The following is a 16848-nucleotide window of genomic DNA, read 5'->3' on the forward strand; positions in this document are numbered from 1 at the left end:
TTGGAAGCACTGGTTCAAATAGAGCAAATTTTCCCCTCGCTAACCTGGCGAATCAGGCACGAAGCGATGTACCCCGATATGCCTTTCGATTCTGTAAAGCTAAAGGATGATTTTGACGGTGTGCATTTTGGTTTGTATGCTGATCATAAATTAACAGGTGTTGTGTCTCTGTTTTCGCAGGGCGATGTTTATCAATTCAGGAAACTTGCGGTTTTACCAGCTGCTCAAAACCTGGGCTACGGCACTAAATTGATGAAATATATCTTAGACTTTTGTAAAATTCAGCGGGCAACGGCGCTTTGGTGCAATGCTCGTGTTAATGCAAAAGATTTTTATTTTAAATTTGGCTTCTCCGAAACGGAAGATACCTTTTTTAAAGATGGTTACGATTTTGTAGTCATGGAGAAAGAATTTTAAATTGTAGGTTTACAAACCGCAATTTAAAACCAAAAAAATCATCATAATAAACACAAATAAAATTAGGTTAGCGAAAAGGATTTCCTATCTGTAATCCACAATCGTAAATCTGAAACCTTAAATAAATATGGCTAAGAAAAAAGAAGACGACAAAAAAAAACACGTTGCAGTTGTAACTAAAAAATCGTTACAGTTTCTTGAAGAATACATAAATAATCCTGCCCCTACAGGTTACGAATGGGAAGGACAGAAACTTTGGTTAAACTACCTAAAGCCTTATATAGACGAGCATTTTGTTGATAACTACGGCACAGCAGTCGGTGTAATTAACCCAAAAGCTGCCTATAAAGTTGTTATAGAAGCACACGCTGATGAAATTTCATGGTATGTAAATTACATCACAAACGATGGTCTGATTTATGTAATCCGCAACGGTGGTTCCGATCATCAAATTGCACCATCGAAGCGTGTTAATATTCATACAGAAAAAGGTTTGGTTAAAGCTGTATTTGGCTGGCCGGCAATTCACACCCGCCATGGTGAAAAGGAGCAGGCTCCGGAACTAAAAAACATCTTTTTAGATTGTGGCTGTACTACGAAAGAAGAAGTGGAAAATTTAGGCATCCATGTTGGCTGCGTAATTACATATGAGGATGAGTTTATGGTTTTGAACGACCGCTACTATGTAGGCAGGGCGCTCGATAACCGGGTGGGTGGTTTTATGATTGCCGAAGTTGCACGATTGTTAAAAGAAAACAAGAAAAAACTGCCTTTTGGCTTATACATCGTCAACTCGGTTCAGGAAGAAATTGGTTTACGCGGGGCGGAAATGATTGCTCAGCGCATTAAACCTAACGTTGCAATTGTAACCGATGTAACCCATGATACCACAACGCCAATGATTAACAAAAATACTCAAGGCGATTTAGCTGCGGGTAAGGGCCCGGTAGTTTCATATGCGCCGGCGGTTCAAACTAACCTGAACAAGTTGTTAATAAAAACGGCAGAGAAAAATGAAATTCCATTCCAACGCCAGGCATCATCACGTTCTACCGGAACCGATACCGACGCTTTTGCTTACTCAAATGGCGGCGTTCCATCGGCATTAATTTCTTTGCCTTTGCGTTACATGCATACAACTGTAGAAATGGTGCATAAAGAAGACGTTGATAATGTAATTAGCTTAATATACCAAAGCTTACTAAACATTAAAGACGGTCAGGATTTTAGAGAATTCAAATAACATTCCTCATCAATTGCGAGAAGCAACGAGATGGACTATTCTTTGTAAAAAGGGTCTGAGGTTAATTTCTTAGACCTTTTTTTTGGAAAACCCGTTTAAAAAAAATGGCTGAAAATGAAGAAAATTGTATTGATACGACACGGCCAAAGCATCTGGAATTTGGAGAATCGTTTTACAGGCTGGACAGATGTAGACTTGTCTGAACAGGGTTATCTGGAAGCGAAAAAGGCTGGAGAGATTTTGAAAAAACACGATTACAATTTCGACATTGCTTTCACTTCCCTGCTAAAAAGGTCCATAAAAACGCTTCACATCATTTTGGAACAACTGGACCACCTTTGGATTCCTGAACATAAAACCTGGCATTTGAATGAACGCTTTTATGGGGCTCTGCAGGGACTAAACAAAGATGAGACGACTGCAAAATACGGTTTAGAGCAGGTAAATAAATGGCGGAGAGATCCGGATGAAGAACCACCCGCAATAACTACATCCGACCCCCGGTATCCCGGTAACGATTTGCGCTACCACTCACTTACTGCTGCGCAACTACCTTTAACCGAGAACTTGAGCCAAACAATTGCCAGGGTGCTCCCATTTTGGAATGAAGAAATTGTGCCGGCAATAAGTAAAAACGAAAAAGTAATTATTTCAGCACATGGTAACAGTTTAAGGGCATTAATTAAATACCTCGACAACCTGGATACTGAAGAAGTAACCGCCCTGGAAATTCCGACAGGTACACCATTGGTTTATGAGTTAGACGATAATTTACAGAAGATTCGCCATTACTATTTGGATTGAAATGTTAAGGTTTAATCAGATTTTTTCAACATTATCGTTAGCTTTAATTATCAGCAAATTCATCTTCGTATTTTTGTCCTCTATTGAAAACTGAAAATTAAAAAACTACATGCATTATCTTAATAAAAAGAAACTCTTCCTTGCCCTGATGGCGGTTCTATTTGTGTCAGTTTCGGCCAAAGTAGAACCAAGGAAAAAAAACATAGATGGACCCTGCGAAAGCGTTATCAAATACTATATTAAAGCAGGAAAAGAGAACAACAAAGCGTTCAAGGTAAATGCTGAAATTATTGTTAATCCGATTAATTTAATTAATGTCGATTTAGAAATCTCAAATCAGCCACGATCGAAATTCGACATTATTATTGATTCGTTTGATTGCACCCTAAATGCTGATTTAACCAAAGGTTTTGCACTTTATAAAGGCTACATTAAACATGAGAACGGAGATGCCACGAACTCAATCCTAAAAATTTCAAGAGACGAACAAGGCAAATTGACAATTTCTAATGCAGATCCAGAGCAAACGGGCAGCTTAGTATTGTATGTTGATAAATGGGAAGTTTTTAAAAACTAACTATGACAACTAACAAAACAACAGAAAACGACAGTAGCGTAACTGCATTTATAAATACAATTACGGATGAAACTAAACGCAAAAACAGCTTCGATTTAGTTGCGTTGTTTGAAAATGTTTCGTCTTTTAAAGCCAGAATGTGGGGCAATGCGATAGTTGGATTTGGCAGTTATCATTACAAATACGAGAGCGGCACAGCGGGCGATGCACCACTTGCAGGTTTTTCGCCGCGAAAAGATAATTTTGCACTCTATTTCTCAGCCGATTTTGAAGATAAGGATCAGCTTTTAGCAAATTTGGGCAAACATAAAACCGGCAAAGCTTGTGTTTACATTAAAAAACTAGACGAGATTAATATTGATATCTTAAAACAGATGATTATAAATTCTATAGTAAGCCTTAAAAGCCAATACAGTTAAAATTTAGTTTTCCCTAAAATCACTTTGCGTAACTTGTAAATAACCAGTTACGCTGCAGGTTTAGGTGTTTATTTTGCAATATTTGAATGTCAAATAAATAAACCTGGATTATGCTTAAAAAACTACACCTCTATTTTTTAATAGCGGGCATTTGCTTTTCAATTAAAGCTGCTGCGCAGGATGCGGTAAGCTATCAAACACCGCCAAAGGAGATTGCTGATTTGTTACTTGCCAAGCCAACGCCCGGCGTTAGCCTGGATGATAAAGCCGAGTGGATTTTGTTCAGCGAAAGAAATTCGTACCCATCTGTGGAAGAACTGGCCATGCCCGAATACCGAATTGCCGGCTTAAGGTTAAACCCCAATAACTATTCACCGAGCCGGATTACTTACATCAATAACTTTAGTTTAAAAAGTATAAAAGCCGACAAAACTTTTCCGGTTACGGGATTGCCGGCACCGTTATATGCCAGTAACATCAGCTGGAACCCATCGCAAACTAAAATCGCGTTTACAAATACCACTCAAAAAGGTGTTGATTTGTATGTGATTGATATCGCAACCAAGAAAGCGACCAAAACAAATAAGTCATTTTTGAACGTTGTTTTAGGAAGCGGATTAATCTGGCTAAATGATAACACGATAATTTACCGGGCAGTTACCAAACCAGCAAGTGCTGCGCCGGTTAAACCGTTAATGCCTAAGGGGCCAACTGTTCAACAGAATTTAGGCAAGGCAGCACCAAGTCCAACTTATCAGGATTTAATAAAATCTCCGTTCGATGAACAGTTGTTCGAGTTTTTCGGTACATCGCAATTGGTGAAAAATACAGGAGGCGTAGAAACCCCAATAGGCAAACCGGCGATTTATTCATCGGTTAGTCTTTCGCCCGATAAAAATTATATGTTAACCGAAACCATCCGTAAACCGTTCTCATATTTAGTAACGGCGAATGGCTTTCCATCTACTGTTACGGTGACCGATTTAACCGGAAAACCCGTTAAGGTTCTGGCAGAGCTGCCATCATCTGAAGGAACGCCATCTGGATATGACAATACTCAAAATGTTCCCCGCGGTTTTGATTGGAGAGACGATGAAGCGGCTACGGTAACCTGGTCTAAACCGTTAGACAGCGGCTTAATTAAGAAAAATGTGCCGTTTCACGATGCTGTCTATTCACTAATCGCCCCATTTACGGGCACAGAAAAAGAACTTTTCAAAACGCAAACCCGCTATCGTGGCACACAATGGGGCAATGCTGGTTTGGCCTTGGTAATGGAGGGTTTAAGAAGTAAGCAAACCAATAAAGTAAGCACGTATAACCCAACTACTGGTAAAATGGAGGAGTTATACACACGCAATCAAACAGATGCTTACGGAAATCCGGGAACGCCCGTTACAACAAAAAACAAGTTTGGCCGTTCGGTAATTCATACGGTAGATAACGGCACAAAGTTGTTAATGAATAATACTGTTGGTTCATCAGAAAAAGGCGATTTGCCTTTTCTGGCCAAATTCGATTTGGCCACAAAGAAAAGTGAAATCATCTGGCGAAGCGCAGAAGGAACCTTCGAATATGTAAGTGACGTAATAGACCCTGACAAACTGATTTTGCTAACCCGAAAAGAAAGTCAGAAACTGGTTCCAAATTATTATATCAAAAACCTTGTGCTCCGTGTTGCCGATAGGCCAATCACTAATTTTGCAAATCCTTACCCTTCCCTGGATGGTGTGGTAAAAGAGAAAATATCTTATAAGCGTGCTGATGGTGTTGATTTAACCGGCGACCTATATTTGCCGAAAGGCTACAATAAAGACAAAGACGGGCCGTTACCGGCCATTATCTGGGCTTATCCACGCGAATTTAACTCTGCTGCAGACGCTGCGCAGATTCGCGGATCCAAAGATAAATTTACAACCATTGCCTGGGGTTCGCCAATTTACTGGGTAACCCGCGGCTATGCAGTTTTGGACAACGCAGAAATGCCAATTGTAGCAAAAGATGGCAAGAAACCGAATGATACTTTTGTGGATCAGTTAAGTTTAAATGCCGAAGCGGCAATTAATAAACTGGTAGACTTAGGCGTAGGTGATAGAAAGCGTATGGCGGTTGGTGGCCATAGTTACGGCGCATTTATGACGGCAAACCTTTTAGCGCATACAAACCTTTTCGCCGCAGGTATTGCCAGAAGTGGTGCTTACAACCGTACATTGACACCTTTCGGCTTTCAAAACGAAGACCGTACCTACTGGCAGGCACCCCAATTGTATTACGAAATGAGCCCGTTTAGTTATGCTGATAAAATTAAAACACCCTTATTGTTAATCCACGGCGATTCTGATGATAATACAGGTACATTTCCAATAAACAGTGAACGCTTGTTTGCAGCTATTAAAGGTGCCGGAGGTACTGTGCGTTTTGTGTTTTTGCCTTACGAAGCACACGGATACCGTGGAAAAGAAAACATATTACACGCCCTTTGGGAGCAAGACCAATGGTTGGAGAAATACGTCAAGAACAAAAAATAATTTTTTATTCTGTCTTTAAATGCCCCGGTAACCGGGGGGCATTTTTGTTTAAATTAGCGTTCTTCGCCCATATTGAGTAATTTTACACTTTCAAAAATCAAACACGAACATTCAAATTAAATATTTGTTTAACCCTTATGGAATACATAGATTACTATAAAGTTCTTGAAATTAAAAAAGATTCATCAACTGATGATATTAAAAAGGCCTATCGTAAACTGGCCAGAAAATACCATCCTGATTTAAATCCTAATAATGAAGAGGCTAATAAAAAATTCCAGCAAATAAATGAAGCGAATGAGGTTCTGAGCGACCCCGAAAAGCGGAAAAAGTACGATAGGTACGGGAAAGACTGGCAACATGCTGATCAGTTCGATGCGCAACAACAACGACAATCGCAGGGCAGAGGTAGAAGCGGAGGTGGTTTTTCGGGTTTTGGTGGCGATGATTTTTCCGACTTCTTTTCATCGATGTTTGGCGGAGGCGGAAGTAGGAGCAGTAGCCGTTCGCCATTTAAAGGCCAGGATTACAGTTCTGAGCTAAGTTTGAATTTGATCGATGCGTACACTACCCATAAACAAACACTTACCGTAAACGGCAAACAGGTGCGGATAACTATACCCGCGGGCGTAGAAAACGGACAGAAAATAAAGCTTACCGGTTATGGAGCGCCAGGCCCCAATAATGGTCCGGCAGGAGATTTGTATATTTCATTTAATATTTCCGAACACCCTAAGTTCAAACGAAAAGGGAACGATATTCATATACAGGAAGAGGTAGATTTGTACACCGCAATATTAGGTGGAGAAAAAATTATCGAAACTTTAAATGGGAAAGTTAAGCTTACAATTCCCCCGGGAACCCAACCCGATACCACCTTAAGGCTCAAAGGAAAGGGGTTTCCTATTTATAAAAAGGAAAACCTTTTTGGTGATTTATATGTTAAATGGCAGGTTAAATTACCTACAAAATTAAATACTCAGCAAAAAGAATTATTTGAACAGCTTTCCAAACTTTAGCAAATATGGAAACCAATTTAATTTCAGTTGATGATTTTTGTGGACATTACAAAGTGGCAACTGACTTTGTAACTTCGCTGGAAGAATATGGGTTAGTAAAAACAAAACTGGTTAATAAAGCAGTTTTCATAGATGCTGATGATCTTACTGGTTTGGAAAGATATATCCGCCTATATAAAGAGCTTGAGATAAACCTGGAAGGCCTACATGCGGTCTCACATCTGTTGGGTCAGCTCGAACTATTGCAAAATAAAATTGCCTCGCTAAAAAACGAAATCAGTTACTACAAGCAACTTCATTAGTTTTGCTGTTCGCAGCCTCTAAAAGCTGCGATAAAAAAATCCTTTTTTTGATTTTAAGTTATTACATTGGGGCATCAAAACTAAAGCAATGAGCGATTCCTCATCAAAATTTGTCGAAAAAATTAAAGCGTCGTATGCGCCGTCTGGCTCATATATTTACCTTGGAGCGGGCATATTGGATGGCCAGGTATACGGTGATGCTGAAGTAAATTTATCATTAAAAATGATGAACAGGCACGGTTTAATTGCCGGTGCAACAGGTACAGGCAAAACCCGTACACTGCAGTTACTGGCAGAGCAGCTGTCAGACGCGGGCGTTCCGGTTTTTATGCTTGATGTGAAAGGCGACTTGTCAGGGCTTAATCAACCAGGAAGCATAAATCCAAAAATTGAAGAGCGTGCTGCACAACTCAACAAACCCTTCACCCCAACAGGTTTTCCTATAGAAATTTATTCACTTTCGGGAAAACTTGGTGCCCAAATGCGGGCAACTGTCCTGGAGTTTGGTCCAACTTTGTTGTCCAAAGTTTTAGATTTAAACGACACTCAATCTGGCGTTATGGCAGTTATATTTAAATATGCTGATGATAACAAGATGCCAATTATTGACTTAAATGACCTCAAAAAATTAGTTTCATATTTGTCGGAAGGTGCAGGAGCCAAAGAAATAAAGGAAAGCTATGGTAGCATTTCAACTGCAACATCAGGAACTATTTTAAGGAAAATTGTTGCTATTGAGCAGCAGGGATTAGCAGGGATGTTTGGCGAAAAATCTTTCGATGCAGAGGATCTGTTTGAACGTGTAGATGGGAAGGGCGTTATAAGCCTGTTAAACATTGCCGATGTTCAAAACCAGCCGGTTTTGTATTCTACATTTCTCTTAAGCCTACTTGCCGAACTTTTTAATACCCTGCCCGAAGTTGGTGATTTAGATAAACCGAAACTGGTTTTCTTTTTCGATGAAGCACATTTGCTCTTCAACAATTCCTCAAAAACTTTTTTAGAACAGATTGAAACGATTATAAGGCTAATCCGCTCTAAAGGGGTAGGGGTTTTCTTCTGCACGCAATCTCCTACCGATGTTCCGGAAAGTGTTTTAGGTCAGTTGGGTAACCGGGTGCAACATGCGCTAAGAGCTTTTACGCCGAACGACGTTGATGCTCTGAAGAAAACGGTGAATACGTATCCAAAATCCGAATTTTACGAAATCGATAAAGTGCTAACATCTTTGGGTACAGGACAAGCATTGGTAACGGTGCTGAACGAAAAAGGTATTCCTACCGAAGTTTCTGCAACCATGCTAACACCACCGAGAGCAATTATGGGGCCCTTATCTGCAGCAGACTTTGAAAAGGTAGTTACCGGAAGCCAGGTGTATACGAAATACAAAGACCCGATAGATCCCGAGAGTGCTTACGACATTTTAACTAAGCGGATAAATGAGCAGACCGCGGCGGCCGACCAACAAAAGCAGGAAATTGAAGCCCAAAAACAGGTCGAATTAGAGAATAAGCCAAAACCTGGCGAAAAGAGTTTAGTAGAACGGGTTATGGGTGCAACAATTACCCGTCAAATTGGTAAAGAAATTGTTCGCGGGCTGTTTGGGATGCTAACCGGAAAGAAAACACGTTCAAAAAGCGGTGGCGGTTTTTTTGGATTTTAATAATTAACCTCAAAATAATCTAAATATGAAAGTACTATTATTCGCTTTTTTAATCGTCTCCTCTGGCGCATTCGCTCAAGTTACAAGTCCACTTTTTACCGATTCCCGAGGTAAAATAATTAAGTCAACAACCTACGATGACGTGTCCGGAAGTCCCTATCTATTGGAAAAATGGGAAAAGGGCTCTGTTAAAACAGGTTCAGGGAAAACATTCTCTGATCTGAATTTAAAATACGACATAGCAGGCGAAAGACTTCTATACCTAAACAAACAAGGCGATTCAATGACCTTTGCCGAGCCAATCGTTGCTTTCGAGTTGAATTCGGAAAAAAGCGCCGTTCCCTTGAAATTCGTAAATAGCCTCCCTAAGGCAGACAACGTAAAAGAGAATACCTTCCTACAAATCATTGCTACTGGAAAGTCTTCACTCTACAAAAAATACAATGTTGCTATAATTGAGAGCAAAGGATACGGAGCTCAGTCAACTAAAAGGTTATTCAATCCATCAGTTACCTATTATGTTTTAAAGGATGGCGTTCTGCAGAAAATTAATTTGTCGAAGAAGAGCATTGCAAGTACCTTCCCGAGCAAGGAAAAGGAAATTTTAGATTTTTTAAAGGTTCAAAAAATCGACTTCAAAAACGATTTGGATTTGCAAAAACTTTTCGATGTTATAAACCAATAGCATGCTCTTACCAAGACTCTTTATACTGCAATTAACTCTCCTTCCTTTCTACGCCATCGCTCAATACGAAGTGCTTCCTTTCGGAGATGTGAAGAGAACGCCTTTAACTGAAATTAAATATACAGACGTAACCGGTAGCCCTTATCTTTTTGATTATTGTGTAAAAGGGAATGTAACACTCACAAATGGAAAAAAATATCTGGTAGACTCTTTGAAATACAATGTTATTGAGGATAACCTGGTATTTAAGAGTGAAGATGGCGCTTTGATGCATTTTGCTGAACCAGTTAAGAGATTCGAATTAGCAGTGAAAGGCTCAAATCCAGCTCGATTTATCAACGGTTTGCCAGCGACAAAAGGTTTCAGTTCAGAAGCTTATTTTCAAATTCTGGCCGAGGGAAAAGTTACCCTCCTCAAAAAAATTAGAAAGGAAATAACGGAAAGCAAACAGTATGGCTCGGCAGTAACCAATAAGTTAATCAATACAACTTCTAGCTATTTTGCTCTTAAAGAGGAGATGCTGGTTAAAATATTACCAAATAAAAAAACTATTACCGCTTTATATGGTATTAATGACATGCAACTGGATAATTACCTCAAAGAAAATAAAATTGACTTCAAAAAAGACGATGATCTTTATAAATTATTCACATATTTAAATCGTTAACGAAAATTAAACGCTTTCCTAATCAAAAAAATGATTAGGGATTACTATTTTAGCATTATGAAACCTACCCTATTAATACTGGCCGCCGGGATGGCAAGCCGTTATGGAAGCATGAAACAGATTGATGGATTCGGCCCGAATGGAGAAACTATCATCGATTATTCAATTTACGATGCAATTAAAGCCGGTTTCGGTAAAGTTGTATTCATCATTAAAGAAGAATTTGTAGATAATTTTAAATCGATTTTCGAGCCAAAATTAAACGGAAGAATCGAAACGGATTATGTTTTTCAAAATTTCGATTTGAAACAGTTTGGTATTGAGGAAGAAATTTACCGGGAAAAACCTTGGGGAACTGCGCATGCAATTCTTTCTGCCAGAAAGGTTGTTAAAGAGCCATTCTGTGTAATCAATGCTGATGACTATTATGGTTATGATGCATTTAAGAAAATGGTTGATTTTTTAGATCAGGAAGCTTCCGACAGCAATTTTTCGATTATTGGCTATGAGGTTGGTAAAACACTTTCCGAATTTGGTGCAGTATCACGCGGGGTTTGTAAGGTAGATGCTTCAGGAAATCTTGAAGAAATTATTGAGCGTACCAAAGTTTATCCAAAGGATGGTAAAATTTTTTACGAAGAAGATGGTGAAGAATCCCCTTTGGATTTTGCAACACCTGTTTCGATGAATTTCTGGGGTTTCACACCTGCAGTTTTTAACATCACAGAAAAGCTTTTTGTAGAGTTTGCAGAAGCAAATAAAGATAAACCAAAAGCAGAATTTTTTATACCACTAATTGGCGAAAACCTTGTTAAAACTGGTGAAGCTACTTTTAAAGTTGTTCCTACTTCGAACAAATGGTTTGGCGTAACTTATAAAGAAGACAAACCTTATGTTCAGGATAGCATTAACCAGCTGGTTAAAAACGGAACGTATCCTGAAAAATTATGGAGCTAAATTTAGACTCCGAAGTTTTAAAAGCATACGGATACACTAAAGAAAATATTGTAATAACACAAATAGGTACGGGTTTAATAAACCGTACTTATTTGCTTTCGCCCCCAGCCGAAGAAAAAAAGTATATTCTTCAAAATATAAATACTTCGGTATTTAAAAGTCCCCAAGCCATTGCCGATAATTTAAAGGCAATCGCCGACTATCTCAAGGAAAACTATCCTGATTATCTTTTTGTAAAACCTATTGCCACCCAAAATGGTGAAGAAATGGCAATAGTTAATAACGAATATTGGAGAATGTTGCCTTACGTGGCTAACACTGTCTCTTTAGATGTTTTAACTGAGCCGCAGCAGGCTTACGAAGCAGCTAAACAGTTCGGTAAATTAAGCAGACTTCTTAACAATTTTGACGCCTCTATACTTAAGCCAACCATTCCGGGTTTTCATGATTTAGCCTTAAGATTTGAACAATTTACCCTGGCTTTAAGTACAACGACAGAAAGTTTGCAAAGTCAGGCCAAGCCACAAATTGACGACGCGTTAGAGCATAAGTACATACTGGACTATTTTAAATCGTATTCGCACAGAGTGGATTTTCCGGATCGGGTGATGCATCATGATACAAAAATTAGTAACGTGTTATTAAATGCGCAAAGCTTCGAAGGTGTTTGTGTTATCGATTTGGATACCATTATGCCTGGAAAATTTATTTCTGATTTGGGCGATATGATGAGAACCTACCTCTGTGCATTTTCAGAAAACGAAACGGATCTAGATAAAATCAAAATCAGATTGCCATACTTTGAGGCCATGATTAAAGGCTATTTATCAGAAATGAAAACTATTCTTACCGAAACCGAAAAAGAACTGATTTTATTCTCGGGTAAGTATATTGTTTACATGCAGGCATTAAGATTTCTAACCGATTTCTTAAACGGAAACAATTATTATTCAATTAGTTATCCCGCTCAAAATTTGGATAGAACAAAAAATCAGTTTGAGTTGCTGCAAGAGCTATCGCGGAATGAAAAAGAGTTACAAGATATAATCGAAGAAAATTTAGTTTAAACTTGATATGCCAGAACATAGCGAACTAAAAAAGGAATTTCAGATTGAACGGATGATTCTTTTTACAGATGCCGTTTTTGCTATTGCAATAACCCTGTTAATCATCGAAATCAAGGCGCCAGAAATCCATCATGGGATGACAAATGCAGAAATGATTAATCAGCTCTTAAATTTAGTCCCTAAGTTTATCGGTTTCATTATTAGCTTTTTCGTAATTGCCATTTACTGGCGCTCGCATCACAGAATGTTTTCTTTTATTAAAGACTACGACGACAAACTAATCTGGCTAAATTTCTTTTTTCTTTTTTCCATTATTTTAATGCCCTTTAGTTCCGCGTATTACAGCGATAATACGCTTTACAATTTGCCTTTTTGGTTTTATTCTCTAAATATTGCTTTTACAGGTTTGTTAAACTATATCATGCTTGCTTACATCATTAAGCATCGTGGTAGAATTTCCGACGGATTTGATGATATAAAAACCCGCAGACTTGCCAGGTGGCGAACGCTTATTGTCCCTGCAATATTTGTACTTGGAATACTTATCAATTCAATCCTGCCTTCAGAAAATAGCCTGAATATGTTAAGCAGGTTTACGCCGATGTTAATTTGGCCTGCAATTACATTATTAAACAGGTTTTTTGGCAAGGTACACGATTTGGAGTATCATGCTAAGCCGGTAAAAACCAGGCATCGTAAATAATTTTCTACTCTAAATCCTGGCTAACGTAAAACAGGCTGATAAACCAAACAATCGCCTTTAAATAATTTTAGACGCTGAGCTATCCACAACACCATCATTTGTTGTCGGTTAACTTTTTATTGTTTGATTCATTCACGGCGTAGCATCAATGCTCATTCCGATTCAATTTTTGCAACTGATTTCAACAAACAAAAAAAAGCGTCTCTGAACTTAATCAGAAACGCTTTTATTTTTAACTTTCGGTCTGTCGACTAAAAATTATTTTTCTTCTTTAACTTCTTCAAAATCAACATCAGTAACGTTATCACCGCCACCTTGAGGCTGACCATCAGCTTGTGGTTGTTCACCACCTTGAGGCTGACCGCCGTCTTTGTACATTTCCTCAGATGCTGCATTCCATGCATTTTGCAATTCAGCTTGTGCTGCATCGATATCTGCGAAGTTGCGAGATAAGTGTGCTGCTTTCAATTTCTCTAAACCAGCTTCGATTGGTGCTTTCTTATCAGCAGATAATTTATCACCAAACTCTTTCAACTGTTTCTCTGTAGAGAAAATTAAAGCATCAGCACCGTTAATTTTATCTGCTTCTTCTTTTGCTTTAGCATCATCAGCGGCATTAGCTTCTGCTTCTTCTTTCATTTTTTTAATCTCAGCATCGGTTAAGCCTGAAGATGCTTCGATACGGATTTTTTGCTCTTTACCAGTAGCTTTATCCTTAGCGCTTACGTGTAAAATACCGTTAGCATCAATATCAAAAGATACTTCTACCTGAGGCACACCACGAGGTGCTGGTGGAATACCATCTAAAATGAAACGACCAATTGTACGGTTTTGACCAGCCATTGGGCGTTCACCTTGTAAAATATGGATCTCTACTGATGGCTGGTTATCAGCTGCAGTTGAGAAAGTTTCTGATTTTTTAGTTGGGATAGTCGTGTTAGATTCGATTAATTTCGTCATTACACCACCCATAGTTTCAATACCTAATGATAAAGGCGTAACGTCTAATAACAATACATCTTTTACATCACCAGTTAAAACACCACCTTGAATAGCAGCACCAATTGCTACAACTTCATCAGGGTTAACACCTTTACTTGGCTCTTTACCGAAGAAAGCTTTAACTGCATCCTGAATTGCAGGAATACGGGTTGAACCACCTACCAAGATAATTTCGTCGATATCGCTTGTGCTTAAACCAGCATTTTTTAATGCAGATTTACAAGGCTCGATAGTACGTTTAATTAAGCTATCCGCTAATTGCTCAAACTTAGCACGAGATAATGTACGCACCAAGTGTTTAGGGCCGCTAGCATCAGCAGTAATGTAAGGCAAGTTAATTTCAGTAGAAGTTGTGCTTGATAACTCAATTTTAGCTTTCTCAGCAGCTTCTTTTAAACGTTGTAAAGCCATTGGGTCTTTAGCTAAATCCATGCTGTTTTCAGCTTTAAACTCGCTTGTTAACCAATCGATAATAATGTGGTCAAAGTCATCACCACCTAAGTGTGTATCACCATCAGTAGATTTTACTTCGAAAACGCCATCACCTAACTCCAAAACAGAAACGTCATGTGTACCACCACCACAGTCAAAAACAACAATTTTCATGTCTTTGTGTGCTTTATCCAAACCATAAGCTAAAGCAGCTGCAGTTGGCTCGTTGATGATACGCTTAACTTGTAAACCTGCAATTTCGCCAGCTTCTTTAGTAGCCTGACGTTGTGCATCATTAAAGTAAGCAGGTACCGTAATTACCGCTTCAGTAACTTCCTGACCAAGAAAATCTTCGGCAGTTTTTTTCATTTTCTGTAAAATCATCGCAGAAATCTCTTGTGGAGTATATTTTCTGTCGTCGATTTCTACACGAGGTGTGTTGTTATCACCTTTAACAACTTTATAAGGTACACGTCCAGCTTCTTTCGCACTTTCGTCGTAGCTGCTACCCATAAAGCGTTTAATCGAATATATCGTTTTTGTTGGGTTGGTTATAGCCTGACGTTTAGCAGGCTCGCCAACTTTACGCTCACCGTTTTCTGCAAAAGCAACAATAGACGGTGTAGTACGTTTACCCTCACTGTTCGCAATAACTACAGGCTCATTGCCCTCCATTACGCTCACGCAAGAGTTTGTTGTTCCTAAGTCTATTCCAATAATTTTTCCCATTGTATTTTTCTTTTTCTCTTTTTAAAGTATTATAATTTCTAATCCTATTAAACAATGCCTGTGCCAATTGGGTTTTGGCAGATATTATCGCTAAAAGCCTGATAAAATGTAAAAAAGAGTGTCTGATGTTACTGACAGCATGACAGAAAACCGACGGAAATCAGCCTAGTATGATTAACGAGAACAATCAGTCTGATAATTTGAAAATGAAAGTCACTGGTCACTCGGTTACAGTCGCCCCGCTGTCCGCTTTATTTCGCTGCGCTTCATGCTCGCTACCATCGGGTTTAGTAACCAAATTCATTGCTTCTCAGAAAATTTTCTTTGGAGAAATATTAATGAAGATTTGAAAAGATTCAACCGAGATTCACATCATATCAAAAAGTGATTACCACTCATTGCCAAAGGCTTTTAACTCCGTAATTCCATTAAAAACAAACAAATCCGCTATCGGTCACTTCGTTCCTCCATTTTCAAATCCGTGTCGAACGGGCTTTTAGTAAAGGGGTAAATGGTTTGTTTAACAAAGCCTTTAGGGTATTCGGCCTCGTGTACACCCGTTCCGGCAGGCCATTCCTTGCCAGGCAAATAATAGGTGCCAAACATCATATCAATAAAAGGGAATATCGATGCAAAGTTGTGTCCATAATACTTTGGATCTTCGCAGTGGTGCCAATGATGATATTGTGGCGTTGTAAAAATGTATTTTAGCGGGCCAAAATTTATCCTGGTATTGGCGTGGATAAGTACAGCATGAATGGCAATGAAAATGATATAAACATTAAAAACGGTTGCAGAAAAACCCAAAATGTACAACGGTACAAATGTCATTGCCCGGGTAAAGAAAATATCAATAAAATGCGTCCTGCTTCCGGCAAGCCAGTCCATATTTTGCGTAGAATGATGTATGGAGTGAAAGCGCCATAATGAAACGCGGGTATGGAAAAACCGATGCGCCAAATATTGAAATAAATCCGTGCTGAAAAAAGCTAAAAATAATGCCACAATAAATGGCAAGCTCTGCACCCAGGTGTGTAACTTATCTAATCCAATCCACCCGAAAAAAGCACTGCAGGTTTTTGCGTTACAATTCCAAAAAACTGAATAAACAGATGGCTAATTACGAAGTAGGTTAAATCTGTCCGCCATTCTTCATGAAATTTTGTTTGCTTATCGTTCTTTGGAAAAAACAATTCGAGCGGAACAAAAATCGCTACCATTAAAAGCAGATCCAAAATCATCCAATCTAAACCAAAATGCCAGCTGGATTTGGCTACGTCTCTTCCCTCAACACTTAAGGCGCCCAATATTACCGCCAAAGCAGCCAGTGCAAAACCAGGCCAGCCATATTTTAGCTTTTTGCTTAAAACAATGCTTAATGCAGAGAAGAAGAGCGAGGCGATAACTCCGCCAATCATCATCGCCTCCATGCTGTCTTTGGTGTAAATCTCACGGAATTCCGGAGTCGTTAATTTTTCCGGGTAATGGAAACAAAGAATTCCTAATAAAGCTAAAACTGCTAAGAAAATAGAAATGTAGCCACTTATCTGGCCCTGACCGATTACTAAACGTTGCCTTGGAGACATTAAATTATTTGGTGGTTTTTAAGGTTCATAAATAGTAGCTACTATTTA

At 38.8% G+C, this 16848-nt stretch carries 17 protein-coding genes; 14 read left to right on the top strand and 3 right to left on the bottom strand.

Features of this window, described 5'->3' with window-relative positions; genetic code table 11:
• From ASG14_RS04295 to ASG14_RS04360, 14 genes are all read left to right on the top strand, one after another.
• Positions 1-417, top strand: a complete 417-nt coding sequence (locus tag ASG14_RS04295) for a GNAT family N-acetyltransferase (RefSeq protein WP_235528508.1) — start codon at positions 1-3, stop codon at positions 415-417.
• Positions 418-544: 127 nt separating this feature from the next.
• Positions 545-1660 carry a M42 family metallopeptidase gene (locus ASG14_RS04300; RefSeq protein ID WP_056869774.1) on the top strand — a complete coding sequence of 372 codons (1116 nt, stop codon included), beginning with the start codon at positions 545-547 and terminating at the stop codon, positions 1658-1660.
• A 114-nt stretch (positions 1661-1774) separates the two neighbouring features.
• Complete coding sequence (gpmA, locus tag ASG14_RS04305; RefSeq protein ID WP_056869775.1) at positions 1775-2464, top strand: 2,3-diphosphoglycerate-dependent phosphoglycerate mutase; 690 nt, start codon at positions 1775-1777, stop codon at positions 2462-2464.
• A gap of 109 nt (positions 2465-2573) precedes the next feature.
• Complete coding sequence (locus ASG14_RS04310) at positions 2574-3041, top strand: hypothetical protein (protein WP_056869776.1); 468 nt, start codon at positions 2574-2576, stop codon at positions 3039-3041.
• Positions 3042-3043: 2 nt separating this feature from the next.
• On the top strand, positions 3044-3460 hold the full coding sequence (locus ASG14_RS04315) for a DUF1801 domain-containing protein (protein ID WP_056869777.1): 417 nt from the start codon (positions 3044-3046) through the stop codon (positions 3458-3460).
• 110 nt (positions 3461-3570) lie between these two features.
• On the top strand, positions 3571-5988 hold the full coding sequence (locus ASG14_RS04320) for a S9 family peptidase (protein ID WP_056869778.1): 2418 nt from the start codon (positions 3571-3573) through the stop codon (positions 5986-5988).
• A gap of 137 nt (positions 5989-6125) precedes the next feature.
• Positions 6126-7007, top strand: coding sequence for a DnaJ C-terminal domain-containing protein (locus ASG14_RS04325; protein ID WP_056869779.1), 882 nt, complete (start codon positions 6126-6128; stop codon positions 7005-7007).
• A 5-nt stretch (positions 7008-7012) separates the two neighbouring features.
• The gene (locus ASG14_RS04330; RefSeq protein ID WP_056869780.1) at positions 7013-7309 is read left to right on the top strand and encodes a chaperone modulator CbpM; all 297 of its coding nucleotides are present in this window, start codon (positions 7013-7015) and stop codon (positions 7307-7309) included.
• 88 nt (positions 7310-7397) lie between these two features.
• Positions 7398-8972, top strand: a complete 1575-nt coding sequence (locus ASG14_RS04335; protein ID WP_056869781.1) for a helicase HerA-like domain-containing protein — start codon at positions 7398-7400, stop codon at positions 8970-8972.
• 25 nt (positions 8973-8997) lie between these two features.
• A complete protein-coding gene (locus tag ASG14_RS04340; RefSeq protein ID WP_056869782.1) occupies positions 8998-9657 on the top strand; it encodes a hypothetical protein in 660 nt (219 codons plus the stop codon).
• Position 9658: 1 nt separating this feature from the next.
• Complete coding sequence (locus ASG14_RS04345) at positions 9659-10324, top strand: hypothetical protein (protein ID WP_056869783.1); 666 nt, start codon at positions 9659-9661, stop codon at positions 10322-10324.
• A gap of 57 nt (positions 10325-10381) precedes the next feature.
• Positions 10382-11281, top strand: coding sequence for a sugar phosphate nucleotidyltransferase (locus tag ASG14_RS04350; protein ID WP_200940311.1), 900 nt, complete (start codon positions 10382-10384; stop codon positions 11279-11281).
• Positions 11272-12348: a phosphotransferase enzyme family protein gene (locus ASG14_RS04355; RefSeq protein WP_056869784.1), complete on the top strand. Its 1077-nt coding sequence runs from the start codon at positions 11272-11274 to the stop codon at positions 12346-12348. The genes ASG14_RS04350 and ASG14_RS04355 overlap by 10 nt, the downstream gene beginning before the upstream one ends.
• Positions 12349-12355: 7 nt before the next feature.
• A complete protein-coding gene (locus tag ASG14_RS04360; protein WP_056869785.1) occupies positions 12356-13051 on the top strand; it encodes a TMEM175 family protein in 696 nt (231 codons plus the stop codon).
• A gap of 258 nt (positions 13052-13309) precedes the next feature.
• On the opposite strand, the gene dnaK is transcribed toward ASG14_RS04360, so the two are convergent.
• From dnaK to ASG14_RS20495, 3 genes are all read right to left on the bottom strand, one after another.
• Positions 13310-15214, bottom strand: a complete 1905-nt coding sequence (gene dnaK / locus ASG14_RS04365; protein ID WP_056869786.1) for a molecular chaperone DnaK — start codon at positions 15212-15214, stop codon at positions 13310-13312.
• A gap of 447 nt (positions 15215-15661) precedes the next feature.
• Complete coding sequence (locus tag ASG14_RS20490; protein WP_235528509.1) at positions 15662-16219, bottom strand: sterol desaturase family protein; 558 nt, start codon at positions 16217-16219, stop codon at positions 15662-15664.
• A 38-nt stretch (positions 16220-16257) separates the two neighbouring features.
• The gene (locus ASG14_RS20495) at positions 16258-16800 is read right to left on the bottom strand and encodes a hypothetical protein (protein ID WP_235528510.1); all 543 of its coding nucleotides are present in this window, start codon (positions 16798-16800) and stop codon (positions 16258-16260) included.
• Positions 16801-16848: the final 48 nt, after the last annotated feature.

The organism is Pedobacter sp. Leaf194 (assembly GCF_001423945.1).
GTDB lineage: Bacteria > Bacteroidota > Bacteroidia > Sphingobacteriales > Sphingobacteriaceae > Pedobacter.